Source organism: Neorhizobium sp. LMR1-1-1.1 (assembly GCF_040675795.1).
Taxonomy (GTDB): domain Bacteria; phylum Pseudomonadota; class Alphaproteobacteria; order Rhizobiales; family Rhizobiaceae; genus Neorhizobium; species Neorhizobium cellulosilyticum.
The window spans coordinates 960,062-982,180 of sequence record NZ_JBEGHE010000025.1; the positions used below are offsets into that span (position 1 = coordinate 960,062).

28 protein-coding genes are annotated in these 22,119 nt (G+C 58.8%); 18 read left to right on the plus strand and 10 right to left on the minus strand.

The genetic code is table 11. From position 1 onward, the window contains the following. Window positions 1–2: 2 nt before the first annotated feature. Both MRBLMR1_RS17730 and MRBLMR1_RS17735 read right to left on the minus strand, forming a co-directional pair. Window positions 3–1,169 (minus strand): AI-2E family transporter, encoded by a 1,167-nt coding sequence (locus tag MRBLMR1_RS17730; RefSeq protein ID WP_148143944.1) that lies wholly within the window; start codon window positions 1,167–1,169, stop codon window positions 3–5. 117 nt (window positions 1,170–1,286) lie between these two features. After that, window positions 1,287–2,153 (minus strand): VOC family protein, encoded by an 867-nt coding sequence (locus MRBLMR1_RS17735; RefSeq protein ID WP_148143943.1) that lies wholly within the window; start codon window positions 2,151–2,153, stop codon window positions 1,287–1,289. Window positions 2,154–2,358: 205 nt separating this feature from the next. Here MRBLMR1_RS17735 and MRBLMR1_RS17740 point away from each other — a divergent pair, with 205 nt between their 5' ends. The 4 genes from MRBLMR1_RS17740 to MRBLMR1_RS17755 all read left to right on the plus strand — a co-directional run bounded on the left by MRBLMR1_RS17740 (window position 2,359) and on the right by MRBLMR1_RS17755 (window position 4,655). Continuing rightward, window positions 2,359–2,769, plus strand: coding sequence for a universal stress protein (locus tag MRBLMR1_RS17740; protein WP_148143942.1), 411 nt, complete (start codon window positions 2,359–2,361; stop codon window positions 2,767–2,769). 137 nt (window positions 2,770–2,906) lie between these two features. After that, window positions 2,907–3,575 (plus strand): PAQR family membrane homeostasis protein TrhA, encoded by a 669-nt coding sequence (gene trhA / locus MRBLMR1_RS17745; RefSeq protein ID WP_148143941.1) that lies wholly within the window; start codon window positions 2,907–2,909, stop codon window positions 3,573–3,575. Between the two features lie 84 nt (window positions 3,576–3,659). Beyond that, window positions 3,660–4,169 carry a GNAT family N-acetyltransferase gene (locus MRBLMR1_RS17750; protein ID WP_148143940.1) on the plus strand — a complete coding sequence of 170 codons (510 nt, stop codon included), beginning with the start codon at window positions 3,660–3,662 and terminating at the stop codon, window positions 4,167–4,169. A 75-nt stretch (window positions 4,170–4,244) separates the two neighbouring features. Next, the gene (locus MRBLMR1_RS17755) at window positions 4,245–4,655 is read left to right on the plus strand and encodes a (R)-mandelonitrile lyase (RefSeq protein ID WP_148143939.1); all 411 of its coding nucleotides are present in this window, start codon (window positions 4,245–4,247) and stop codon (window positions 4,653–4,655) included. Here the strand turns inward: MRBLMR1_RS17755 and MRBLMR1_RS17760 are convergent. After that, the gene (locus tag MRBLMR1_RS17760) at window positions 4,615–5,553 is read right to left on the minus strand and encodes a LysR family transcriptional regulator (RefSeq protein WP_148143938.1); all 939 of its coding nucleotides are present in this window, start codon (window positions 5,551–5,553) and stop codon (window positions 4,615–4,617) included. The two genes, MRBLMR1_RS17755 and MRBLMR1_RS17760, sit on opposite strands and share 41 nt — an antisense overlap. 124 nt (window positions 5,554–5,677) lie before the next feature. On the opposite strand from MRBLMR1_RS17760, the gene MRBLMR1_RS17765 reads away from it, so the two are divergent. After that, on the plus strand, window positions 5,678–6,508 hold the full coding sequence (locus MRBLMR1_RS17765; RefSeq protein WP_148143937.1) for an SDR family oxidoreductase: 831 nt from the start codon (window positions 5,678–5,680) through the stop codon (window positions 6,506–6,508). Window positions 6,509–6,755: 247 nt separating this feature from the next. Here the strand turns inward: MRBLMR1_RS17765 and MRBLMR1_RS17770 are convergent, their stop codons facing one another. Then, window positions 6,756–7,265: a hypothetical protein gene (locus MRBLMR1_RS17770; RefSeq protein ID WP_148143936.1), complete on the minus strand. Its 510-nt coding sequence runs from the start codon at window positions 7,263–7,265 to the stop codon at window positions 6,756–6,758. A 167-nt stretch (window positions 7,266–7,432) separates the two neighbouring features. Next, on the minus strand, window positions 7,433–7,699 hold the full coding sequence (locus MRBLMR1_RS17775; RefSeq protein ID WP_148143935.1) for a hypothetical protein: 267 nt from the start codon (window positions 7,697–7,699) through the stop codon (window positions 7,433–7,435). Between the two features lie 2 nt (window positions 7,700–7,701). Here MRBLMR1_RS17775 and MRBLMR1_RS17780 point away from each other — a divergent pair, with 2 nt between their 5' ends. From MRBLMR1_RS17780 to MRBLMR1_RS17790, 3 genes are all read left to right on the plus strand, one after another. Further along, a complete protein-coding gene (locus tag MRBLMR1_RS17780; protein ID WP_148143934.1) occupies window positions 7,702–7,836 on the plus strand; it encodes a pyocin activator PrtN family protein in 135 nt (44 codons plus the stop codon). 284 nt (window positions 7,837–8,120) lie between these two features. Continuing rightward, window positions 8,121–8,990, plus strand: coding sequence for an aldose 1-epimerase family protein (locus MRBLMR1_RS17785; protein ID WP_148143933.1), 870 nt, complete (start codon window positions 8,121–8,123; stop codon window positions 8,988–8,990). Window positions 8,991–9,081: 91 nt separating this feature from the next. Further along, window positions 9,082–9,765: a hypothetical protein gene (locus MRBLMR1_RS17790; protein ID WP_148143932.1), complete on the plus strand. Its 684-nt coding sequence runs from the start codon at window positions 9,082–9,084 to the stop codon at window positions 9,763–9,765. On the opposite strand, the gene MRBLMR1_RS17795 is transcribed toward MRBLMR1_RS17790, so the two are convergent. Next, the gene (locus tag MRBLMR1_RS17795; RefSeq protein ID WP_183684990.1) at window positions 9,762–10,784 is read right to left on the minus strand and encodes a queuosine salvage family protein; all 1,023 of its coding nucleotides are present in this window, start codon (window positions 10,782–10,784) and stop codon (window positions 9,762–9,764) included. The genes MRBLMR1_RS17790 and MRBLMR1_RS17795 overlap by 4 nt on opposite strands. Before the next feature lie 219 nt (window positions 10,785–11,003). After that, on the minus strand, window positions 11,004–11,414 hold the full coding sequence (gene msrB / locus MRBLMR1_RS17800) for a peptide-methionine (R)-S-oxide reductase MsrB (RefSeq protein WP_148143930.1): 411 nt from the start codon (window positions 11,412–11,414) through the stop codon (window positions 11,004–11,006). A gap of 159 nt (window positions 11,415–11,573) precedes the next feature. Here msrB and MRBLMR1_RS17805 point away from each other — a divergent pair, with 159 nt between their 5' ends. The 10 genes from MRBLMR1_RS17805 (at window position 11,574) to MRBLMR1_RS17850 (ending at window position 20,307) form a co-directional block, all read left to right on the plus strand. Beyond that, window positions 11,574–13,904, plus strand: a complete 2,331-nt coding sequence (locus MRBLMR1_RS17805; RefSeq protein WP_148143929.1) for a putative monovalent cation/H+ antiporter subunit A — start codon at window positions 11,574–11,576, stop codon at window positions 13,902–13,904. Further along, window positions 13,901–14,347 carry a Na+/H+ antiporter subunit B gene (locus tag MRBLMR1_RS17810; RefSeq protein WP_148143928.1) on the plus strand — a complete coding sequence of 149 codons (447 nt, stop codon included), beginning with the start codon at window positions 13,901–13,903 and terminating at the stop codon, window positions 14,345–14,347. Before MRBLMR1_RS17805 ends, MRBLMR1_RS17810 begins: the two co-directional genes overlap by 4 nt. Further along, window positions 14,347–14,724: a Na+/H+ antiporter subunit C gene (locus MRBLMR1_RS17815; RefSeq protein WP_148143927.1), complete on the plus strand. Its 378-nt coding sequence runs from the start codon at window positions 14,347–14,349 to the stop codon at window positions 14,722–14,724. The genes MRBLMR1_RS17810 and MRBLMR1_RS17815 overlap by 1 nt, the downstream gene beginning before the upstream one ends. A gap of 63 nt (window positions 14,725–14,787) precedes the next feature. Then, complete coding sequence (locus MRBLMR1_RS17820; protein WP_148143926.1) at window positions 14,788–16,359, plus strand: Na+/H+ antiporter subunit D; 1,572 nt, start codon at window positions 14,788–14,790, stop codon at window positions 16,357–16,359. Beyond that, a complete protein-coding gene (locus MRBLMR1_RS17825; protein ID WP_148143925.1) occupies window positions 16,356–16,829 on the plus strand; it encodes a Na+/H+ antiporter subunit E in 474 nt (157 codons plus the stop codon). The genes MRBLMR1_RS17820 and MRBLMR1_RS17825 overlap by 4 nt, the downstream gene beginning before the upstream one ends. A gap of 11 nt (window positions 16,830–16,840) precedes the next feature. Then, window positions 16,841–17,323, plus strand: coding sequence for a cation:proton antiporter (locus MRBLMR1_RS17830; RefSeq protein ID WP_148144095.1), 483 nt, complete (start codon window positions 16,841–16,843; stop codon window positions 17,321–17,323). Continuing rightward, window positions 17,320–17,661: a monovalent cation/H(+) antiporter subunit G gene (mnhG, locus tag MRBLMR1_RS17835; RefSeq protein WP_148143924.1), complete on the plus strand. Its 342-nt coding sequence runs from the start codon at window positions 17,320–17,322 to the stop codon at window positions 17,659–17,661. The genes MRBLMR1_RS17830 and mnhG overlap by 4 nt, the downstream gene beginning before the upstream one ends. Before the next feature lie 437 nt (window positions 17,662–18,098). Further along, window positions 18,099–18,530, plus strand: coding sequence for a Ros/MucR family transcriptional regulator (locus MRBLMR1_RS17840; RefSeq protein WP_148143923.1), 432 nt, complete (start codon window positions 18,099–18,101; stop codon window positions 18,528–18,530). Between the two features lie 429 nt (window positions 18,531–18,959). Further along, on the plus strand, window positions 18,960–19,421 hold the full coding sequence (locus MRBLMR1_RS17845; RefSeq protein WP_500065432.1) for a helix-turn-helix domain-containing protein: 462 nt from the start codon (window positions 18,960–18,962) through the stop codon (window positions 19,419–19,421). Beyond that, window positions 19,414–20,307 carry a DUF6456 domain-containing protein gene (locus MRBLMR1_RS17850; protein ID WP_500065434.1) on the plus strand — a complete coding sequence of 298 codons (894 nt, stop codon included), beginning with the start codon at window positions 19,414–19,416 and terminating at the stop codon, window positions 20,305–20,307. Before MRBLMR1_RS17845 ends, MRBLMR1_RS17850 begins: the two co-directional genes overlap by 8 nt. Before the next feature lie 5 nt (window positions 20,308–20,312). Here MRBLMR1_RS17850 and MRBLMR1_RS17855 read toward each other — a convergent pair whose 3' ends face one another. The 3 genes from MRBLMR1_RS17855 to MRBLMR1_RS17865 form a co-directional block, all read right to left on the minus strand. Beyond that, on the minus strand, window positions 20,313–20,735 hold the full coding sequence (locus tag MRBLMR1_RS17855; protein WP_148143922.1) for a SufE family protein: 423 nt from the start codon (window positions 20,733–20,735) through the stop codon (window positions 20,313–20,315). A gap of 163 nt (window positions 20,736–20,898) precedes the next feature. Next, window positions 20,899–21,333, minus strand: a complete 435-nt coding sequence (locus MRBLMR1_RS17860; protein WP_148143921.1) for an Imm50 family immunity protein — start codon at window positions 21,331–21,333, stop codon at window positions 20,899–20,901. A 259-nt stretch (window positions 21,334–21,592) separates the two neighbouring features. Next, complete coding sequence (locus MRBLMR1_RS17865; protein ID WP_148143920.1) at window positions 21,593–22,024, minus strand: DUF5330 domain-containing protein; 432 nt, start codon at window positions 22,022–22,024, stop codon at window positions 21,593–21,595. Window positions 22,025–22,119: the final 95 nt, after the last annotated feature.

Consider the following 22,119-nt stretch of genomic DNA (forward strand, 5'->3'; position numbering starts at 1 on the left):
CCTCAACCCGGCAGGTTTGGCGTTGCCTTACGCTCGGGAAACAGTTCCGCCAGCACCGTCATGAGGATCAGCGAAAGTGGCAGTGCCAGCATCGCGCCGACAGCTCCCCACATCCAGGTCCAGAACAGGATGGCGAGGAAGACGACGAAGGGATTGATCTCCCACTGACGCCCCATCACCGCCGGAAAGATCAGGTTTTCCATCGCGAGATGCACGGTGAAAAACAGGAAGGCCGGCAGCAGCGCCAGGAGAATGGCGTCATGGGTGAGAATGCCGGCAATCGCCACCGAGATCGTCATCAGCGTGATCCCGAGGAACGGGATGAAGCTTGAGAGAAACGCGAACATGCCCCACAGCACCGGCATGCTCAGTCCGCACAGCCACGCGATTACCGTCATTACGATGCCGAGGCAGAAATACATGACGCTGGCTGTCGCGAAATAATAGCCCAGGACCTCATCGATCGAGTTCAGTATCCTGATTGTGATCAGACGCTGGCGGCGGTTCGGAAACGCCATGATCACGGTTCTGCGAAGCCTCAGACGTCCATAAAGGAACAGCAGCAGCGCAGCAAAGAAGATCATCCCCTGAATGATCGCAGGTGTCAGGCTGGCCGTTACCACGCCCAGAATGTTGGTGGAGTTCTCCAACAGCTTGTCCATCGACATCGTACCGGTCTGGAACGTGGCCGGGGAGATGTTCAGCCAGTGCTGACGTTCCAAAAAAGGCATGAGGCGATCGTAGGAGCGTTCGACGAATGTCGGCCCCTCCCGCATGAGCGTTGCAACCGGTTCCGCCAGCGCATTGGCGATCACGAACAGTACGAGAAACACAAGGGTCGACAGGATTACGGCAATGCCGAAACGCGGCACGCCCGCCCGGCCGAGCTTGTCTGCCACAAGCCCGAGGATCAGTCCCACCACGACTGCAAGTGTGATGGGGATGAGGATCAGCGCCATATAATGAAGGATGGCGAAGAAGATGATCGCAAATATGCCGATCACGGCCCAGGCCATGGCCACATTGAGTGCGTCACGTCCCAGCGGGACATCCTCGGCCGAGCTCAGATCTTCTTCCTCGACGACAGCGAATGCCTCGCGCCGACGCGACGAAAAATCTACGAAATGCTTCTTCGGCTTGCCGCTGCCGCGCGCGCTGGTCGTTGTCATGTGTTTCCTGAGTGCCCCGAGCCTGCGACAAAACGCAAAAACGGCACTCCGGTTCCGGAGCGCCGAGTGTTTATTAGCTTTCTGGTAATCCTGCCAAACAGGTCGATACTGGAGGCCTCAAGCTGCCAACGTCAGGCCGATACCCCACGGGTCTTTCAGCGCATGTCCTTCGGCTGTCTTCGTCGTTGAGATTTCCTGGGTTTCCAGCGCTGCGAGTGCCTTGGAAAGTGCTTCCTTGTCGTTGAAGCGCACCGTGTAATCGGAAAGGCCGGTCATGTTGTCTTGGCGTGGCTGAGCGCCCCGGCTGTTCCAGATATTGGCCGCGATATGATGGTGGTAGCCGCCGGTGGCAAAGAAGCTCGCACCCGGATAGCGCGCCATGATTTTCAACCCCAGCACGTCGCGATAGAATGCGTCCGCTTGCGGAATGTCGCCGACCTGCAGGTGGATATGACCAACGGATGTGCCCGGTGCCATGCCGTTCCAGTCGCTCTTTGGCGCCGAGTCGTAAAGCGCCTGGAGGTTCAGCCGGTCGGTTGCCATCTGCACCGTTCCATCCGGAAAATAGGTCCATTCATCCGGCGTGCGGTCACGATAGATCTCGATACCGTTGCCTTCCGGATCCGACAGATAGAGTGCTTCCGAGACCAGATGGTCCGACGCGCCGTCGAGCTGCACGCCCTTGTGCGCCGCATTCGCCAGCCAGTGGGCAAGTTCCAGACGGTTCGGCATCAGAAATGCGGTGTGAAAAAGACCTGCAGCCTGGCGCGGTGCGCGAGTAACAGTGCTGTCGGTCGTAAGCTGCAACAGAGGCAGGCCATGGGCGCCAAGCAGCACGCCGCTGGCACTCTTTTCCAACACCGACAGGCCGATGATCTCTTGATAGAATTTCGATGTGGTATCGAGATCGGTAACCACCAGATGCGCGCGGTCCACATGAGCCGGGCGTGTCAGGGCGAAAGCTGCTTCAGAAGAATTGCTCATTGATACTCTCCGGGGCGAGTTTGCATCGCCGCAGACGTCTGCGGCGGCAAAGCCGCGATGCCGAAATATCGCCCATTCTCATCGTTCACGAAAGTCGAAAAATGAGAGAAGCTTCGTTCTTAAAAGGTGAACAATGAAGCTTGATGCGAATCAAGGCGGTAGGTGTAAGCTGGGCAAAAATGCTGGACAGTTGAAGGAGATTGAAATGTACAAAACGATCCTTGTAGCAGTCGATATAGCCCAGGCGGAAAAGGCTGAACGTATATTGAAGCAGGCCGCACAGCTGTCTGCTGCAGGTGGCCGCATTCTGATGATCAACGTCGTCGAGGAACTGCCGGCCTATGTCGTGTCGGATCTGTCCATCGACATGCTCGTCGATGCCCGCAAGCGGGCTGAAACAGAACTGACCGAACTTCGCAACACGGCCGGAGTCAAGGCCGATATCGAAATCCGCCAGGGCGCGCCGGCGCGCGAAATACTGGCCGCCGCCGAAGACGCAAAGGCCGATCTCATCATCGTTGCCTCGCATGTTCCCGATCTCAGCAACTACATTATCGGCGCCACTGCCGACCGCGTCGTCCGCCACGCAAAATGCTCGGTGCTGATCGACCGCTGAAATCATGACGTCGCACGGATAGACGGATACTCCGATCTTACGGCTTTAAACCGAATGTGAGGCGGTACTCGCCTCACAAGTCTTGCCTTAACCGGCGACGCCACGCATTCTGTCGTCGGACGGAGACGGCTTTTGGAATGAGTGAACTCTTCAACTTCGGACGGCGTTACGATCTGCACGAGGTCATCGCGGACGGTATTGTCCACGGGATCGGGATAGTTTTTGCCCTCGTTGGTGCCACAGCCCTGATCTTTTATGCCACCGTCTGGTCGAGCTATGGCGAACTCGCCGCAGCCTGGATCTATGGGCTGGGGCTGATCCTCTGCCTGTCGGTCTCTTTCACCTACAATATCTGGCCGCATTCGCGCACCAAATGGATACTGCGCCGGCTTGATCATTCGGCGATCTTCATCCTGATTGCCGCCACCTACACGCCTTTCCTGCAGCGCGGTGCGGCTCACGATCCCTGGATTGCCGCAATGCTGGCGGCCATATGGATCACCGCCATCGTCGGCGTATCGCTGAAATGCCTCTTCCCCGGCCGCTACGACAGGCTCGCCATTCTGCTTTACCTTGCAATGGGCTGGAGCGGTGTGGTGGTGATGGAAGAGGTCTCGCAATATCTGCCGACGGTCACCACCCTTCTGATCGTCATCGGCGGGCTGATCTACTCGCTAGGCGTCATCTTCCATGTCTGGGAAAAGTTGCGTTTCCAGAACGCAATCTGGCACGGCTTTGTCGTTGCCGCCGCCGCGGTCCATTATGGTGCCGTGATGACCTGTTTCAGCCTGACCGGCAGCATCTGAACAGTGAGCCCTGTCGCTGACAGCCCTCGACAGATAGATGCCGTCTGCTAAGGTGGATGAAATTGTAATATAGTGGACAGCGCAATGAGCAGTACCCCGATCATCCGCGACGCAGCTGAGGCCGACCTGCACGGCATCATGGAGATTTATAACGACGCGGTTCTCAACACGACGGCGATCTGGAACGAGACGCTGGTTGATATCGAAAACCGCCGCGCATGGTTCGATGCACGTAAGGCGAAGGGTTTTCCGGTTATCGTCGCGCAGCTCGATGGCGAGGTTGCCGGTTACGCCTCTTATGGCGATTGGCGCGCCTTCGACGGCTACCGCTTCACCGTCGAACATTCGGTCTATGTCCACAAGTCCTTCCGCGGCCACGGTCTTGGCCGCAAGCTGATGGAAGAACTGATCGCCCGCGCCGCCTCGAACGGCGTGCATGTGATGATCGCCGCAATCGAAGCCGAAAACCAGGCCTCGATCGCGCTCCACAAAGCGCTCGGCTTCCGCATCGCCGGCACATTCTCCGAGGTTGGCACGAAATTCGGCCGCTGGCTGGACCTGACCTGCATGGAGCTGAAACTCACTAAGGTCTGAACTGTCCAGCGTATTCTGCGTTTCCATCCAACACCCTACATTGCCGGCGATACTTGGAAGCAAAGGACACCCGAAATGGATATCAGGCGCAGCGGCTCACAGGCCTCGAAGAAACAGCCGGCGGATTATTTTACCGGCACGGTGCGGCTCGACCCGCTGATGGAGGCGCCGGAACCGGCGCGGGTGCGCGCCGCAAGCGTCACCTTCGAACCCGGTGCCCGTACCAACTGGCACACCCATCCGCTCGGCCAGACGCTGATAATCACCGCAGGTTTCGGCCGCGCCCAGACTGAAGGCGGCCCGGTCAGGGAATTGCGTCCGGGCGATGTGGTCTGGTTTTCTCCGGGCGAAAAACACTGGCATGGCGCAGGCGTCGAAACGGCCATGACCCATATCGCCATCCAGGAGGCGCAGGATGGCGTCACCGCCGACTGGCTGGAGCCGGTCAGCGACGGGGATTACTCGCGGCCAGTCGAGAAGGACTGAGTTTTCCGTCCGTCTCCTTCAATATGTCGATGAAGGCGCGCAATCCGGTCGGCACATGCCTGTGCCCCGGATAATAGAGGCAAAGGCCGTCGATCTCCGGACACCAGTCGGAAAGTACGGCAACAAGCCTTCCTTGCCGGATATAGTCTTCCGCCACATGCTGCGGCACATAGGCGATGCCGAGACCCGCCGCGGCAGCCTTTGCCATCAACTCGGTATCGTCGAGCGTCAGTGGACCGGAAACATCCACGACAATCTCTTCGCCGCGCCGTTCGAATTCCCACCTATAGAGCTTGCCGCTCGGCATCCTCAGCCGGATGCAGTCGTGTCGTAAAAGGTCCTGCGGCACGAGTGGTTCGCCGCGGGTGGCGATATAATCCGGCGAGGCCACCGTGATGAAGCGGGCAGGGCCGCCGAACGCGATGGCGATCATGTCCTGCGGCACGCTCTCGCGCAGCCTGATCCCGGCATCGAACCCGTCTGCTACGATATCGACCAGCCGCCCGTCGCTGACCAGATCCAGCGCCACGTCCGGATAACGGGCGAGAAATGCCGGAACCGCATTGTCCAGCAGCCTGCGAATGACGATGCTGCTGGTGTTGATCCTGACCGTGCCGCTCGGCCCGCCGCGAAAATCATCGACCGCTTCCAGTGCCGCATCGAGTTCGCGCAGCGCCGGCCCGAGCCTTGCCACCAGCCGCTCACCTGCCTCGGTAGGCGAGACGCTACGTGTCGTTCGGTTGAGCAGGCGCACGCCCATCCTCGCCTCCAGCCCGCGCATCATGTGACTCAGCGTCGAGGGCGACAGCCCCAATTCCTCTGCCGCCTTGCGAAAACTGCGATGCGCGATAATCGCCGTAAAGGCCGCAAGGTCATTGAGCGTCGGCTTTTCATTCATGGGGAAATTTCACCAGCTTATGCAGGATTGAACTGCTTATGGCATGAATTGGCAAGGGCTATCTTCCCTGCAGAAACTCCGGCTTCGAAAAACTCGGCAAGCCGCAGAACGAAGGAGAAAGATAATGTCCAGAACCTGGTTCATCACCGGCACATCCTCCGGCTTCGGCCGCCTGCTCACCGAAAAGCTTCTCGCCCGAGGCGATCGTGTCGCCGCCACCCTGCGGCGCATCGATGCGCTGGACGATCTGCGCCAAACCTATGGCGACCGGTTGTGGATCGCAAAGCTCGATCTCACCGATCAGGATGCGATACGCGCCACAGTCGACCGCGCATTCGCCGAACTCGGCCCTATCGATGTCGTCGTCAACAATGCCGGCTATGGCCTGTTCGGTGCGGCGGAAGAGTTGAGTGACGAGGAAATCCGCCGCCAGATCGACACCAACCTGATCGGCTCGATTCAGATCATTCGCGCGGCGCTGCCGCATCTTCGCGCCCAGGGCGGCGGGTTGATCCAGCAGGTGGCATCCGAAGGCGGTCAGATCACCTATCCCAGCTTCTCCCTCTACCACGCCACCAAATGGGGTATCGAAGGTTTCGTCGATGCCGTTGCCAAGGAAGTCGCACCCTTTGGCATCAGGTTTACGATCGTCGAACCGGGGCCGACGCGCACCGATTTCGCCAAGGGTCTGTCCATCGCCGCGCCGATGGATATCTACGCCGATACGCCTGCAGGCCAGGTTCGTCACGCCATCTTCAACGGTGGTTTCGATATCAAGGGCGACCCGGACAGGATGGCGGACGCGATGATCGACTATGCCGGCCATGAAAATCCGCCGCTCCGCCTAGCCCTTGGCGGTGCCACCTATCCGTCGATAAAGGCAGCGCTTGAAGGGCGTCTCGCTGAGCTGGAGGCCAATAAGGCGACGACACTTGCCATGGATTTCGAGGACTGAATGGGGTCAGGCATGCAGGATCATCATTGAACCTCAATGCATGTCTAAACAATATGCGGCGGCTTGTTTCTGGTGGATCGCTTCCGCAGATCCGCCGGCTTCTCGACAACATTCTTATGCCGCCGCTGAAGGACGCACCGCGTCAAAATTGGTTCGGTGAAGTGAGAAAATAATCCAAAAAGGGCGGCAATTGGCCGCCCTGGTATCGCTGCGGAGACGGTCCTGAGGTCGAGCCGTCTGGATAAATTTACTCTTTGGATTTGCCTTTGGAAAAACTAGCAGAGCCAGCAGGTCCAATTGTGTAATATGGGCTTGTCTCGCCTACATTTGTGTTCGCTCTGGCAGATCCTGCCGAGCCTCCAGAATAATGGAGGTTCGTGCCCCAGCGGCCATTTGAGGTTGCTGACATGTTGCTGGCAAAAACTGAATTCGCTTCGGATGCGTAGGTGTCGCGAACTGTTGTTTCAACTCGCGCCAACATTGCACTCGTCTCCGCCTTCATCTCGTCGGCAAATTCCTGCTTGGCAGTCGCGACCGCCTTTGAAACAGCTTTAGCCATCTCGTCGGCAAATTCTTGCTTTGCAGTTGCCAGCGCCTCTGAAACGGCTTCCGCAACGATCTGCGCTTGCGCTTCATTTTGGCGTTTAAAGTAAGTCTCGATCCCTAGTTGGGCGGAAACGGATGAAGCTCCCCCAACCAAAAGAAGAGTTATGCTGTATATAATGTAATGCTCTTCAAACTTCTGCTTAATGCTCATGAGATGACCCTCTAGGTTACCCCCGTGCGTCCCCGACATTAATGAGCCATACTCGCATTCTAGAGTCAATCATCTCCGATAAGTGGTGCTCTTTAGTTTAATGCCCGAACGAAATGGCAGGGAGTATGCGATTACTTATATGCAAAGCCTGAAAGTCGCGGGCTAACTCACTTTTCTAGAGCGGGCTTCTTGCTGGTCGCTGCTGCCGATAAAGCGGCCGCTATCGCTTGGCGCATAAATGCCGCACGGCACACGCATAGCGCGCCTTGCTTCTCAGTAGCACTACTGTCGCCGGTCAGCGCGGTTTCAACGGCTTCACGGATAAAGGCGGCGCGGCGGTTCGATCCGGCTACGGCGTCTATCCGCTCAAGCGTTTCTGTAGCGAACCGGACAAGTACCGGCTGCAATTTGTCGTCTTTCTTGGGTCTGCCCATGATTGCCGCTGATCCGCATCGAGAACAGCCAAAAGTCGGCGCGCGGCGTTTCTATCAGCGATCTTTCTTCGCAGTGGATTGATGATCGGGCCGAGGCTGCACGGCGGGAGTGTAACAAGCTTCATAATCGCCGGTAGCTCTCTTCTGAACCGCTACAGCCATAGAAAGTCCGCTATCGTGCGGGCTTTTTGCCTTTCCGGTTTCCACCTCTGCCGGGTAAATCCCAGGAGTGATTCAGGAGTGAATGCCCATTAATGGGAGCGATGCGAGCGATTGATGCCGAGTAAGAAATGTTTCAGTTTGTGCAACATAATCAAATGGATATGTCGGATTTTGAAGGCAAGCTATGGAAAGCGATTGACGGCAAGGCATAACGGGCAAATATGTCGCACCGATTCCAACACCCCGGAGGAACAGCAGCATGCCCGATATCGTCCGTATAACCAGCGATGAACTCGTCGCCGAGATTTCTTCGCTCGGCTCCGAAATGCAGTCGCTGCAGACGACCGATGGCCGGGACTGGTTGTGGAACGGCGATGCTGCCTTCTGGACCGGCCGTTCCCCGATCCTGTTCCCGATCGTCGGCAAGGCGCCCGGCAACCACATTGCCGTCGATGGCGTGCCCTACGAAATGGGTCAGCACGGCTTTGCCCGAAGGGCCGAATGGGTGCTGGCCGACGCCAGCACCTCCACTTGCCGTTTTGAACTTGAAAGCTCACAGGACACCCTGAAAACCTATCCTTTCGCGTTCCTGCTTTCGCTCACCCATTCACTCGAAGGCCACAGCCTGACGGTGACGGCCGAAGTCGAAAACCGCGACAGTCGTCCGATGCCCTTCGGCCTGGGCTATCATCCGGCCTTCCTCTGGCCGCTGCCGGGTGGAGAAGGCAAGCCACATACGATAACGCTCGACAATGGCGCAGAGCCGCTCCTGACCCGGCTTGAAGACGGGCTTGTCACAAGGGACAAGCTGCCGTCACCCTTTTCGAAAGGGCATCTCACCCTTTCCCATGACCTTTTCGAAGCCGATGCGATGATCTTTGCCGAAGGTGCAGGCAAGGGGCTGACCTATGCAGCCGAGGGCGGCCCGAGCCTCAAATTCGCGTTCGACAACCTGCCTAACCTGGCGCTCTGGCAAAAGGTCGGCGCGCCGTTTCTTTGCGTCGAACCCTGGCATGGCACTGCGGCAGAGGCGGGAGGTTCGGCCGAAATGGCAAAACGCCCCTACACCACAATTTTGCCTGCAGGCGAGAAGGTGCGCTTTACCTTTTCGGTTTTGGTAACTGGTTGATCCGGCAGTTGGTTTTCCGGCATCCCAGCCCTTGACGAGTGAGCAACGCAGAGTTGATATCCCCATGTTAAATCAATAATGGGGATAGGAAGTGACGCCCACTTTTTTCGACAGTTGCAATTGGATTTTTCCGTTTTTCTTTTTCTGCAAGCCAGCCGTTTCTGCCCGTTCGGACACAAGTTCCACGAGCTGGTGGAACATGGCTGCGACGATAGCTAGCGTGGTTTCGGCGGTAGCAGCAGCTATTGCCGCAGTCGCCGCCTATTTCACGATCCGCTCCACTAAAAGCGAACGGCGTGTATCGGCACTCGTCACCATCAAGGAGTGGTATAGTCGCAGCCACGAAAAGTTTGGAGATGTGACGAAGGAGCTGGATTACGGCACAATTGTCTACGATCCATTTACGCGAGAAAGCAAGAAGGAAGGGCAGTTGCTAAGCTTCCTCAGCACGCTCAACGAGGTTGCCTTTCTCGTGGAAATTGGTCATGCCACTGCGGAAGATATTCGTAAGACCTCGCTGGGATACTGGTTTACGGCCGCTCTGAGCGACGGCGCAACGGTTGCTGCCCTCGCCAAGCTAATCGTAGCCGACAAGGCGCGTGGGTATGAGTCCAGCGTGTTTCCGTTCCTGACGCAAATAGGCCCGAAGATAACCGGAAATAAAGCGCATGAGTTGGTGGAAGTGCGGGCAAAAGCCATGTCCGAAGACAAGAGCTTCAACGACAAGGTTCTCAGCGTGATCCGGCCCGCGTCTGGCGGCACGGTTGCCCCTTAATAAGCGATCGTCCGGCACATATGCCGTCGCATGGATGGCCTGCGAAACTCCGGCTCGTGGGAAACATCCCAGAGGTAATGGTCGATTTCCAGTATCGTCGACCATTTCCGCTCGGCGGCCAGTGTCTTTTGCAGAATGTTTCCTGCAATCACGGACGCTGCCCTAATTTCGTTTTCGGCGCGCTCTCCCGCCTCCAGGTATTCGCCCGCATCGATACGCGCGGCAAGACGGTCAGAATAGACCAGAACGCCGAGCTGGCGAAGAACATGCGCGACCGCATTGTCGGCAAAAATCGTAAGGCGCTCGAGCCCGGCCGTATCCCACCAGCCGAATTCGCGGCCGACGCGTGCCAGATCCGCGATCAGCAATTGCGCGCGTTTGTAATAGTAGATTTGTTTGTTGTCGTAGAGCGATACGTCCTCGAACCGCTTCATCCGCAGCAATGACTGCAGCATTGTATGCGTCGAGCGCGTATCGTCGATCACGGCGTCCAGATCGTCGTCATACCGGTCGATGAGCCAGTGACCGAGTTCGTTGAGGCTCAGCCTGAACTGCGCCATCAGTTCCGTGGCCCGGGGGTTGTCATTACCCGCCTGGCCGAAAAGCTCCCGCACCTCTTTCATCGTCAGGGCAATCAGCCTCTGCGAAGACACGATCTCCGGATCGAGCGTGACCGCATCCTTCAGCAGGCTTGCAATCGTATAATATGTGGAATTGGGCACAGACCGGATAAGATCGTGCGCATAACCCGATCCGAAGTTGATTGCTCCGATGCAGAGCACATAACGAAGGGTCAGGGATTCTTCGCCGGTATAATGATGTCTTCCGGAAAATTGCCATGCGACTTTTCCGTTGCGCGGCATTGTCCGGGCAAAATGCGAAAGGGCATTGTCGTCGATTGCGACATCCCGGGCATTGTCGACTACGAAGGAACAGCTCGATATGACTTTCGAGAACGGGTCATTCGACCTGTTGTTGTCCGTTTGTCCAACTGGCATCTTCAAGGCTATATCGGTCATGTTGCGCCCGCTAACCATCTCGCTGACGTCACGAGATCAGACTCGTGCACGAAAGCCGACCATAATACCACGTCATCAACAAAAAAGTTGCATTTTCGTAAGCGTCTTGGCCTGTGCCGTCAACCTTTTGCGCGTTTGCTGATATGTACGGGGCGCGTTTTGCCGCCTCCCGGAGAAATTGCACCCGTCAGGAAATGCCCCGCCGGGTGCCTTGGCGGCTTATTCCACCGGCGTAAAATTCATCGCATGGCCGTTGATGCAGTAGCGCAGGCCGGTCGGCGGCGGGCCATCGGGGAACACGTGGCCGAGATGGCCGCCGCAATTGGCGCAGCGCACTTCGGTGCGTACCATGCCATGCGACGTGTCGCGGATTTCGGTAATGACATCCGGCTTCACCGCCTCGAAATAACTCGGCCAGCCGCAGCCGGAATCGAATTTCGTGTCGGAGACGAACAGGTCTTCGCCGCAGCCGGCACAGCTGTAAATGCCCTTTTCCCTGGAATTCCAGTAGGGGCCGGTAAAGGCGCGTTCGGTGCCTGCCTGCCGCAGGATGTAATACTGTTCCGGCGTCAGTTCTTCGCGCCACTCGGCGTCGCTCTTTGAGGTCTTTGGGGTGCTGATCGAGGACATGACCGTTCCTTTCGTTTGCTCCCTAGATAGGCGTCGTGATGCTGTGAATAAAGATGCATGTCACAGCCTTGTGCCCGGTTGAGCTTGAGGCAACTGCCCGTTTCACTTAAGACGATCACACGCGTTCGATGATCGACCGTGTTGGGGGTAGGAGAGATTATGGCCGCAGCCGCGCCGGCATGGACGTTTATTGCGCTCTTCCTGCCGTTCCTTGCCGCCATTCTGGCACCATTCCTCGTTTCGCGCCTCGGCGACAGGGCCGCCTGGATCGTTGCGCTCGCGCCTGCACTGTCCTTTCTGCATTTCTGCGGTTTTCTGTCGGAAATCTCGGCTGGTGAGGTCGCGACCGGCGGATATGCGTGGGCGCCCAGCCTCAACCTGTCGTTCTCCTGGTTCATCGATGGCCTGTCGTTGACCTTCGCGCTGCTGATCACCGGCATCGGCACCCTGATCGTGATCTATTCCGGCGGTTACCTGAAGGGGCACCGGCATCTGGGAAGGTTCTTGTCCTTCATCCTCCTGTTCATGGGTGCGATGCTCGGCCTTGTCGTCTCCGACAGTTTCCTGATGCTCTTCGTCTATTGGGAGCTGACCTCGATCGCCTCCTTCCTGCTGATCGGTTTCGATCATGAGCGGGAGGCCGCAAGGCGTGCCGCGCTGCAGGCGCTGGTCGTCACCGGGGCAGGCGGGCTGTCGCTGCTGGCTGGCCTCGTTTTCCTCTGGAACGTCACCGGTGTGACCCAGCTGTCGCTGCTCGTCCATCTCGGCGATGCGCTGCGGATGAGCCCTTTCTATCTGCCGGCCCTGTTTCTCGTGCTCGGCGGTGCCTTCACCAAATCGGCGCAGTTCCCGTTCCACTTCTGGCTGCCGAACGCCATGGAGGCGCCCACACCCGTCTCCGCCTATCTTCATTCGGCAACCATGGTAAAGGCCGGCGTCTACCTGCTGATGCGGCTCAATCCGGTTCTGGGCGGCACGCCGGCCTGGGAAATCCTGCTTCCCTTTTTCGGTGGCGTGACGCTGGTTGCGGGAGCGCTGATCGGCATTCGCCAGACCGATCTCAAGCTGATGCTCGCCTATACGACCATGGCCTCGCTCGGCCTGCTCACCATGCTCACCGGTTTCGGCTCGCCGCATGCCATCGAGGCGGCGGTACTCTATCTTGTCGCCCATTCGCTCTTCAAGGGCGCCCTGTTCATGGTTGCGGGCGCGGTCGATCACGGGACAGGCACGAGAGAGCTGCCGCTCCTGGGCGGTCTTCGCCGCGCCATGCCGATCACCTTCGTAGCCGCATTTCTGGCGGCCTGCTCGATGGGAGGACTGCCGCTTTTCGCCGGTTTTCTCGCCAAGGAAGAAATCTACGCAGCCCTTGCCACCGGCAATCCGCGCGCCGTCTTCTTCACGGCTGCGGCGCTTGTCGGCAATGCGCTGATGTTTGCCATCGCCCTTGCCGTCGGCCTGAAACCCTTTGTCGGAAAAGGTAATCAAACACCGCTGACGCCGCATGAGGCACCGGTCGCGCTCTGGCTTGGCCCCGTGATATTGGCCGCGCTCGGCCTCGTCTTCGGCATATTTTCGCCGCTGCTTCACGCTTACCTGACATCGCCCATGGCAAGCGCGGTCATCGACGAACCGACGGTGATCACGATCGGCACGATGCCGCATTTGGGCTTGCCATTCGGCCTTTCGCTGCTCACCGTGACGCTCGGCATCCTTGTCTATCGGGAGCTCGACCGGGCTCGCGCTCTGGCTGCGCAGATGCTGGAAGGCCTCGGCCCCGGCCCGGATCGCTGGTTCGATCAGTTTGTCAGCGGCCTTGTCCGTTTTTCCGCGCGCCTCGTCCGCATCATCCAGCCGGGACGGCTGGAAATCTATATCACCGCAACTTTCATCGCCGTGGCGGCAACCCTGCTTGTGCCGCTTTTCCTTTTTGACGAACTCCCCGCCATGCCGTCAGGGCCGGCCGGAGCCCTCGTGCAGGAAATCGCCTTTTTCGTCATTGCAGCACTCGGCATCGTCACCGTCTTGCGCGCCGCCGACCGCCTGACCGCGATCGTTTCACTCGGCATCCAGGGATTTGCGGTCGCGGTGATCTTTCTGCTGTTCGGTGCGCCGGATCTCTCCTTCACACAGTTCATGGTGGAAACGCTGTCGGTCGTCATCCTGACCCTGGTGATGACGCGGCTCAGGCTGTCGGTCACCGATCACCGCCCGCCAGGGCAGATCCTGCTGGACGGGACGATCGCAATTGCCTGCGGCCTCGGTTTTGCCCTGATGCTGCTGAAGGCGGTCGGCACGCCCTTCGATCCGTTCATGACGGATTTCTTCAACACCTATTCCAAGGCGATCGCTCACGGCGCCAATGTGGTCAACGTCATCATCGTCGATTTCCGCGGCACCGACACATTGGGCGAGATCGCCGTGGTGATGGTCACCGGCCTTGCGGTTCTGGCGCTGATCAAGCTGCGGGTCGGGAGGCGCGCCTCATGAATACCCTTATCCTGCGCACGGTCGCGCCCGTCATCACCGCCCTGATGCTGCTTTTTTCCGTCTTCGTCCTGCTGCGCGGCCATAACGAGCCGGGCGGCGGTTTTATCGGCGGGCTGATCGCGGCCTCGGCGCTGGCAATCTTCGGCATCGCGCATGGACCGGGTGCGGTGCAGCGGGCAATCCGGTTTCATCCGATGGCGATCGCCGGTGCCGGCCTGGCCCTCGCGGCCGTCTCCGGCCTCGTTTCGATCGCAGCCGGCGTTCCCTTCATGAGCGGGCTGTGGATCTATCCGGATATTCTCGGCGCAGAAGTGCCACTCTCGACGGTCATGTCCTTCGATATCGGAGTTTATCTCGTCGTGGTCGGTTCAGTCACGGCGATTGCGCTCGCACTGGAGACCGAGCCGGATGGCGGCGCGGGCGAAGGCGAGGGAGGTGGCTGATGGAAATCCTGTTCACCGGGCTCATCGGCCTGTTCTTCGCCGCCGCCGTCTATCTCATGCTGTCGAAATTCACGATCCGCATCCTGCTCGGCATCGTGCTCCTTGGTAACGGCGTCAATCTTCTCCTGTTTACCGCCGGCCGCATCACCCGCGAAGTTCCTCCTATCATCCCCGCAGATGCGTCGACGCTCGGTTCCGTCGCCGCCAACCCTCTGCCGCAGGCGCTGATCCTGACGGCGATCGTCATCTCGTTTTCCTTTTTCGCCTTCCTTCTGGTGCTGACCTGGCGCGCCTTCGAGGAACTTGGCACCGACAGCACCGACGAAATGCTGCTCGCAGAACCACGCGATGAACCGCTTCCGCCGACGGGGTATTGATTTGATGCATGTGCCCCAACCCGCTCCCCGCCGACATTTGCCGACACAGGGAGGCCAGCCCTGATGGCCTCACCATCAACCCCCGTAGATCTTGCCGCCGCCATGGTCACGACGGTCCCGGCGCTCGCCGACTGGCTCGTCATCCTGCCGACCGCGCTGATGATCCTTGCGGGCGCGGCTCTGATGATGATCCGCAAGTCGGTCCGCCTTCATGCGGTTATTGCCATCGCAGCGCTGGTCTTGCTCGTCCTCATTGACGCGCTCCTGCTCTGGCAGGTTTCATCAAGCGGGCCGGTCACCATGACCATGGGCGGCTGGTTGCCGCCTTTCGGCATATCCTTCACCGCCGACATGTTCGGAGCCGTCATGGCGCTCGTTTCGGCGCTCGCGGCTCTGTCGGCGGCGGTCTATTCGCTACGCGATATCGATGCGAGCGGATTGCGCCACGGCTTCTTCGCCTTCTTGCTGCTCCTGATGGCCGGCGTCTCCGGCGCCTTTCTGACCGGCGATATCTTCAACCTCTATGTCTGGTTCGAAGTCCTGCTGATCTCGTCTTTCGGCCTGCTCATTCTGGGCTCCGAGCCGAAGCAGATCGAAGGGGCGCTGAAATATGCCATTCTCAACCTCATCGGCACGACGCTGTTTCTCATTACTGTCGGTTATCTCTATGCGATCTTCGGCACGCTCAATATGGCCGATATCGCCCGAAAGGCTGGCGCGCTGCGTGGCGTGACCGAAAACGCGCCGCCGCTGATGACGCTGACGGCACTGTTCGTGCTCGCCTTCTGCATGAAGGCGGCAGCCTTCCCCGTGAATTTCTGGCTGCCTGCCTCCTACCACACGCCGCGCATTACCGTATCGGCATTGTTCGGCGGCCTGCTCACCAAGGTCGGCATCTACGCGCTGATCCGTGTGACGATCATGCTTGTGCCGGTCGAGCGGGAAGCGATCAGCCTCGTCGTTGCCGCATCCGCCGTTCTCACCATGATCCTCGGTGCGCTCGGAGCGCTTGCCCAGAACGACCTGCGCCGCATGGTCGGTTACGTCGTCATCGTCGGCATCGGCAACATGCTGGCGGGTGTGGCGATCGGTTCGCCGACCTCCGTCAGTGGCGCAATCCTTTATGCACTGCATTCGATCGTCACCATGACCGCGCTTTATCTGGTGGTCGGCGAGGCGGGGCGGCTGGCCGGTACGTTCGAACTGTCGCGCCTTGGCGGCTTGTGGAGCCGCGCGCCCTGGTTCTCCTTTGCATCCCTTACGCTGATGCTCGCCGCGGCCGGCCTGCCGCCGCTTTCCGGCCTCTGGCCCAAGGTCATGCTGTTGAAGGCATCGCTGGATATCGGCGCCTGGTGGCTGGCCATCGCCATTCTCGTGTCTGCCTTCCTCGTCACGCTGGCGCTCGCCCGTGTTTTCCTGCTCGCCTTCTGGCGGCCGGCGCCGGAGGGGATGGATCAATCCCTGCCTGAAACGGACTGGCGTTCGGTTCTGCCGATCGGCCTGCTCTCGGCCCTCGTTCTGGTTTTCGGTGTTTATCCCGAACCGCTTCTGGCGCTCGGCCAGGCCGCCGCCGATGGCCTGGCCGATCCGTCCGCCTATATCCGCTCGGTGTTTCCAACAGGGGCAGCGCCATGATCATCTATGTCCTGTCATTGATGATGGCGATCATCTGGGCCGCGATCACCGGCAGCGCCACGATCCACAATCTGATCTTCGGTTTCCTACTGTCGGCCGCGGCCCTGTGGATCGTTCGCGACGAGATGAGCGCGACCGGTTATCTCCTGCGTCTCGGCCGCATCCTGTCGCTGCTGCTGCTCTTCTTCAAGGAGCTGGCTCTGTCGGCCTGGAAGGTGGCGGTGCTCGTCACGCGGCGGAAGATGCAGGTAAAACCCGGCATCTTCGCCTTTCCCTTGACCGTGGACAGGGATTTCGAGATCACGCTTCTGGCCAATCTCATCACGCTCACCCCCGGCACCATGTCGGTCGACGTGTCGAAGGACAGGAAGTTCCTCTACGTCCATGCCATCGATTGCTCCGATGTCGAAGCGACGAAGCGCGAGATTGCCGAAGGTTTCGAGCGCAAGATCATGGAGGCGTTCCGATGAACATGTCGGGCATGACCTTTGAGCAGGCGATCCTCCATGCCTCGATCTGGATTGCGCTTGCCGTTCTCGCCGTTGCCTTCCTGCTCACGGTCTGGCGGGTGGTCAAAGGTCCGACATTGCCCGATCGTGTCGTGGCGCTCGATATGCTGGTCGGCATCGTCATAGGCTTCATCGCCCTGATCGCCATCCGGACCGGCTTTACACTCTACATTGATATCGCCATAGCACTTGGCCTTGTCGGCTTTCTGGCAACTGTCGCTTTCGCTCGCTTCATTCTCGCTGGTGCGGCAGGGCAGGCCGGCGCCACTTTGACGGACGGGCCTGGAGAAAAGGTCAGCAAACTCGGCGGCAAGGCGCGCAAAGTTTCGACGAAGAAGATCGTCGATAGCGACAGCAAGTCGGCTTCGAAACGCTCCGGCAAGCCCGTAAGGCCAGTAAAGCCGGAAAAATCGGCCCCATCCGTCAAATCGCCCAAGCCGGGAAAGGGGAAGTGATGCAGCTTGTTCTGGCAATACTGACTTCTGCTTTGATCCTTGCCGGTGCGGCATTTGCCCTGGTTGCGGCAATCGGTCTCAACCGGCTGCCCGATATCTACTCAAGGATGCATGCGGCATCCAAGGCCGGAACGGTTGCTTCGGGGCTGCTACTGCTCGCCGTTGGGCTCCAATCAGGCGATATCGCGGTGCTTGCACGGGCACTCGCCGGCTTCTTTTTCTTCGTGCTGACAGCCCCGGTATCTGCGCATTTGCTGGCTATGGCGTCGTTGAAGGCGGGATATTCAATGGCGAATCAGTCTGTCTGCAACGAAATGCCAGTGGTCAACAATGAATAATATTTTTCAGACGGTATTTATAAGCGCGCGATGATTGTAAAATCGCCTTATTGCCAGCAATAAATGTCAGAAATATGCGATATTCGTTGAGAAACCACTCGGCATTACTAGATTTCGCAATTGGACTTTCCTGATTGTAGTGATAATTGAATAGAAGTAGAGCAATGATGCTGTTGTAGACTAACGTTTTACCGCGTATTTATCTGAATTAGATCGGCCTTGATAAGGCCGCTTCGGATAAACTGGACGAATATGCGGTTTACGGAGGCTACATGCAGCATCTGGTGACGATCCGTTTTTCTCGCAGGAAGCTTAGGGGTAGGCTTCTGTCCTTGGACGCTGTGCGAAGGTTGGGTTCTCGTCGCCATCGCTCGACTACGGAAGAAGCCGCGGAGGTCGCGGCTGGCTCCGTATATAAGTCGAACAGGAGACCGGAAATGACAGATATGGCACTGGGCAAGGGTCCCGAGCTGCTGGTGGAACTCACCGCAGATATCGTGGCTGCCTATGTGAGTAACCACGTAGTTCCCGTCGGCGATCTCTCCAACCTGATTGCAGACGTACATACCGCATTGAGCGGCACATCTTCCCCGACCCCGGTCGTCGCAGCGGTTGAAAAGCCGAAGCCGCCGGTGCCGATCAAGAAGTCGATCGAGGACGATTATCTGATCTGCCTCGAGGATGGTCAGAAGTTCAAGTCGCTGAAGCGCCACCTGATGACCCATTACAACATGACGCCGGATGAATACCGCGAGAAGTGGGGCCTGCCGGCCGATTATCCGATGGTTGCTCCGGCCTACGCCGAAGCTCGTTCGCGTCTGGCGAAGGAAATGGGCCTCGGTCAGCGCCGCAAGCGCACCCGTAACTGATCTGTAGAGACTGGCCGGGCTTCGTCCGGCCAAAAGCAAATCCAGTCAGAAGCCACTTCGGGCGAGAGCCGCCTTGTGGTGAGCCAATGCCGCGCGCTTCTGCATATGGAATTGGGTCGGAAACCAAAGCTTGAGCAATGGCTGTGATCTCTCGTAGCCAGTCTGCTTTGGTAAAATGCGCGCCCTGAGGCGCCACGAAAAGCCGGGCTGTCGCTCGGCTTTTGCGCATCCGGCCCATGTCCGAATGCTGGTCCTGATCTGCTTTTTGACAGAAAACGGGGATGGATTGAGGAAATAAATCCTACTTCCGCACGGCGAAATTAAAAAAACATAAGCATTATCAATGTTTCTGTAAGAAGCGGCTCTTGCCTATATTCCCCGTTGGCGCTCAAGGTGTATGAATTAATTCCTATTCAAGAAGGAGTTGTCATGCCTTTTGAGACTTCGACCAAACAAGGGGGGCCGACGAACGGGAGACGCTCCGATACGCTTGCTTGCAATATAGGTGCGGTTCCTCTGGTTGCCGACGCGAAACCCGTCTACCCGGCAAGCCTTCCTGCGCGTATCGTTTGCCGTATCGTCAGCCAGATCACGGCGGAGACGATCTCGCTTCTGAGCGACCGGGTGATGGTGCGCAACGAGCGGCGCCGGCCTTCCTGCCATGTGCGGCAGATTTCCATGTATGTCTGCCATGTGGCGCTGCGAATGTCGTTCAGCGATATCGGCGCGGCTTTCGGCAGGGACCGCACCACTGTCGGCCATGCCTGCCATGTCGTCGAAGACCGGCGAGACGATCTGGCCTTTGACGAATTCGTCTCGGCGATCGAACGTATGGCGACGGCAGTCTTCCAGTCCTCGGACCTTTTCGGACGCGAGGGTGGTCATGACTGAAGGATCGAGGCGTGACCGTTCAGTGCACCCGGGGTCGTCCACAACATCGGTGCAGGCCGTCTCCGTCAAAGGTCTCACGCGCCTGGTGCGTCACGCCGTCAGTGCCGGAAAGGCCGGGCTGGTGATCGCGAACGGCTCTGCCGGTACCGTTCACCTTGGCGAGGAGCGTCGTTGTTATCCCGAGACGGTGCTGAGACAAGCCGTTTCGCTCGGCCTTGTCACTCGCGCAGCCGGCCTCGTGCAGGCATCAGCCGAAGCCCGCAACTTCCTGCGCCGCGCGCTTGCTTCAGCGGGGATGGAAGGTGAGGATGGATTTGCCGGGCAGCATGGCGAGATCGTCAGGACCGCGGTGGAAATCGACGGTGCGCGCCAAAATGTCAGTCGAAATCTCGATGATACGCCGCTTTCCAGCCTGGCGCGCCTGAAGGACAAGGCCGGCACCCCTTTCTTTCCCTCCGAGGCGCTTGGCGCCGGCGAAAAGCTGCTGGATGATTTCACTCGCGGTCAGTTGCAGCCGCGTATCACCTCTTCCTGGGAGCCGCGCCTGTCTTCGCGCGGCAAAGGCGAGGCGGGCGGCCTTGCCGATATCGCTGCAAGCGCGCTGGAAGCGCGCCGGCGTTTCGGCCGCGCGATGGAGGCGATGGGACCGGAGCTTTCGGGTGTAGCAGCCGATGTCTGCTGTTTCGGCAAGGGGCTGGAACTGGTTGAGCGGGAACGGCAATGGCCCGTGCGCTCCGCCAAGCTTATGTTGAGGACGGCGCTTCTTGTCCTTGCCCGCCATTATGCCCCGCCGCCGCGTCATACCCAGAGGCCCCACAGCCATCATTGGGGCACGCAGGATTTTCGCCCCGCCGCCGACTCTTACGGCAGCAGCGGGTCATCGTAGATCTATCAGGCTGCAGCTTTCAAACGCGCCTCTTCGCGGATGCGCTTGACCATCGAGCGCAGTCCGTTGGCCCGTTGCGAGGAAAGATGTTCAACAAGCCCGATCTGGTTGAAGATATCGATCGCATCGGTCGCCACTATTTCCGAGGCGTGCTTTCCAGAATAGGTGGCCAGTACGATGGCGACGAGCCCGCGCACGATATGGGCATCGGAATCACCTTCGAATGTCATCACCGGATCGGCGCTTGCATCCTTCACATGGCTTACCAGCCACACCTGGCTGGCGCAGCCCTGCACCTTGTTTTCAGCCGATTTCTGCGCCTCCGGCAGGTCGGGCAAAGCCTTGCCGAGTTCAATCACATACCGGTAGCGATCTTCCCACTCGTCCAGGAAGGCGAAGTCGTCGATGATCTGGGAAAGCTCTGCCATGGTCTCGTCCGGTGTTTTTCTGTTTTCTCCATATAGGTATTTTGCGCGCCGATAACAGAAAAAACTGAATAGATGCAGGCAAGAGGTGCGGTGGCGTCCCGCATCATTGCGAATTGGCTGAACGGCTGGCGTGCAAGCTTTCGCAACCGAAACCCTCAAGGCGTCAAACCCGTTTCTCTTGTTCGTATGGAACGAGGGATATCGCCACAGTCTTTGCCCGGATGAAGCCGTCCAGGCCGTAGCAGGGCAAAAGTTCGATCTCGATATCAAGCTCATCCTGAGGCAGTGCGTAATAATCGGATCGGCCTCGATCGGTCGCGCGCTGGAGCAAAAGCCCGCCGATTACATTTTGACCGCTGAAGCCATCCAGTTGCAGGTCCATGATGCCTTCCAGAGTGAAGGTCACGATGGCATGTTTGTCGAGTTTGATGAACCCGTCAGGATCGACTGCATCGGTCATGATCCAGCCATGTATCTTCAGCTCGCTGGCTCCGCTTCTGTTGAGGGACAGACTGATAATCTCGGCATCGTGGAATGTTGGCAGTTCTCCAAACCATGCCAGCAATTCCTTTCCGCCCGCAACATCTTCGTAAATCATCGATCATCCCGCGCCCAACCCGGTCGTGCATCACAATAGCCGGCCGCGGAAGCCTTGCAATGTGCCCGGTCAACCCATCGGTCGATTGCCGCGCAGGGTGGCGGTGTCCTGAAAGCCGGGATCCCTTGCAAAAAAATCGCCGCAAGGAGTTTCTTCCTTGCGGCGTCAGCAGTTGCTGAATTCAGGGCGGGCAGTCAGGCGCCGGGAACCGTTGGCTGTGGGGCCAGGCGCAAGTCGTAAAATGCAAGGAATGGTCCGTTTATTGCGCGGGGCGTTTCAGCGGCAGCGGCACGGAACCGGTATGGACCGGGGCGGAAGGGGCGATCGACTGAGTCTTGACCGCATCTCCCGGGAAAGGCGTCGGCTCGGGATCCTGTTTCAGCGCCACATCGGCGGGATTGGCGGCAGGCTTGTTGTTGAAATGGCTGTCGAGTAGTTCAAAGGCGACATGCGCGCCTTCGGCAGCGCGCACGCCGAGAACGGAAAGCGTCTCCGCGCCTTTTGCGCAGACATCCGGCTTTTCGGCGCATAGACCAGAAATATAGCTGTAGGCACCTGTCGCAGCCGAGATTGCGTCGCCCATCTGTACGGCGCCGGCACCCTCGCTGACCTCAAGCGGCCTGTTGCTGAAGTATGAAAGCACCACCAGCACGGCTGCGAAGAAGATACTTCCCTTGATCAGAAACCACATTGCCCTATTCCGTCCGACCTGGCCTGTCCCACCCTCGGGTCCGGCTTCGCCACTTGTTTTTCCACAGCAGAGTATTTCTGCCGGGCGTCGGTCTG

Bases quoted from the DNA above. Each gene is read 5' to 3' on its own strand.
- MRBLMR1_RS17730 (WP_148143944.1), bottom strand. From the start codon at position 1,169: ATGACAACGACCAGCGCGCGCGGCAGCGGCAAGCCGAAGAAGCATTTC.
- MRBLMR1_RS17735 (WP_148143943.1), bottom strand. From the start codon at position 2,153: ATGAGCAATTCTTCTGAAGCAGCTTTCGCCCTGACACGCCCGGCTCAT.
- MRBLMR1_RS17740 (WP_148143942.1), top strand. From the start codon at position 2,359: ATGTACAAAACGATCCTTGTAGCAGTCGATATAGCCCAGGCGGAAAAG.
- trhA (WP_148143941.1), top strand. From the start codon at position 2,907: ATGAGTGAACTCTTCAACTTCGGACGGCGTTACGATCTGCACGAGGTC.
- MRBLMR1_RS17750 (WP_148143940.1), top strand. From the start codon at position 3,660: ATGAGCAGTACCCCGATCATCCGCGACGCAGCTGAGGCCGACCTGCAC.
- MRBLMR1_RS17755 (WP_148143939.1), top strand. From the start codon at position 4,245: ATGGATATCAGGCGCAGCGGCTCACAGGCCTCGAAGAAACAGCCGGCG.
- MRBLMR1_RS17760 (WP_148143938.1), bottom strand. From the start codon at position 5,553: ATGAATGAAAAGCCGACGCTCAATGACCTTGCGGCCTTTACGGCGATT.
- MRBLMR1_RS17765 (WP_148143937.1), top strand. From the start codon at position 5,678: ATGTCCAGAACCTGGTTCATCACCGGCACATCCTCCGGCTTCGGCCGC.
- MRBLMR1_RS17770 (WP_148143936.1), bottom strand. From the start codon at position 7,265: ATGAGCATTAAGCAGAAGTTTGAAGAGCATTACATTATATACAGCATA.
- MRBLMR1_RS17775 (WP_148143935.1), bottom strand. From the start codon at position 7,699: ATGGGCAGACCCAAGAAAGACGACAAATTGCAGCCGGTACTTGTCCGG.
- MRBLMR1_RS17785 (WP_148143933.1), top strand. From the start codon at position 8,121: ATGCCCGATATCGTCCGTATAACCAGCGATGAACTCGTCGCCGAGATT.
- MRBLMR1_RS17795 (WP_183684990.1), bottom strand. From the start codon at position 10,784: ATGACCGATATAGCCTTGAAGATGCCAGTTGGACAAACGGACAACAAC.
- msrB (WP_148143930.1), bottom strand. From the start codon at position 11,414: ATGTCCTCGATCAGCACCCCAAAGACCTCAAAGAGCGACGCCGAGTGG.
- MRBLMR1_RS17805 (WP_148143929.1), top strand. From the start codon at position 11,574: ATGGCCGCAGCCGCGCCGGCATGGACGTTTATTGCGCTCTTCCTGCCG.
- MRBLMR1_RS17810 (WP_148143928.1), top strand. From the start codon at position 13,901: ATGAATACCCTTATCCTGCGCACGGTCGCGCCCGTCATCACCGCCCTG.
- MRBLMR1_RS17815 (WP_148143927.1), top strand. From the start codon at position 14,347: ATGGAAATCCTGTTCACCGGGCTCATCGGCCTGTTCTTCGCCGCCGCC.
- MRBLMR1_RS17820 (WP_148143926.1), top strand. From the start codon at position 14,788: ATGGCCTCACCATCAACCCCCGTAGATCTTGCCGCCGCCATGGTCACG.
- MRBLMR1_RS17825 (WP_148143925.1), top strand. From the start codon at position 16,356: ATGATCATCTATGTCCTGTCATTGATGATGGCGATCATCTGGGCCGCG.
- MRBLMR1_RS17830 (WP_148144095.1), top strand. From the start codon at position 16,841: ATGACCTTTGAGCAGGCGATCCTCCATGCCTCGATCTGGATTGCGCTT.
- MRBLMR1_RS17840 (WP_148143923.1), top strand. From the start codon at position 18,099: ATGACAGATATGGCACTGGGCAAGGGTCCCGAGCTGCTGGTGGAACTC.
- MRBLMR1_RS17845 (WP_500065432.1), top strand. From the start codon at position 18,960: ATGCCTTTTGAGACTTCGACCAAACAAGGGGGGCCGACGAACGGGAGA.
- MRBLMR1_RS17850 (WP_500065434.1), top strand. From the start codon at position 19,414: ATGACTGAAGGATCGAGGCGTGACCGTTCAGTGCACCCGGGGTCGTCC.
- MRBLMR1_RS17855 (WP_148143922.1), bottom strand. From the start codon at position 20,735: ATGGCAGAGCTTTCCCAGATCATCGACGACTTCGCCTTCCTGGACGAG.
- MRBLMR1_RS17860 (WP_148143921.1), bottom strand. From the start codon at position 21,333: ATGATTTACGAAGATGTTGCGGGCGGAAAGGAATTGCTGGCATGGTTT.
- MRBLMR1_RS17865 (WP_148143920.1), bottom strand. From the start codon at position 22,024: ATGTGGTTTCTGATCAAGGGAAGTATCTTCTTCGCAGCCGTGCTGGTG.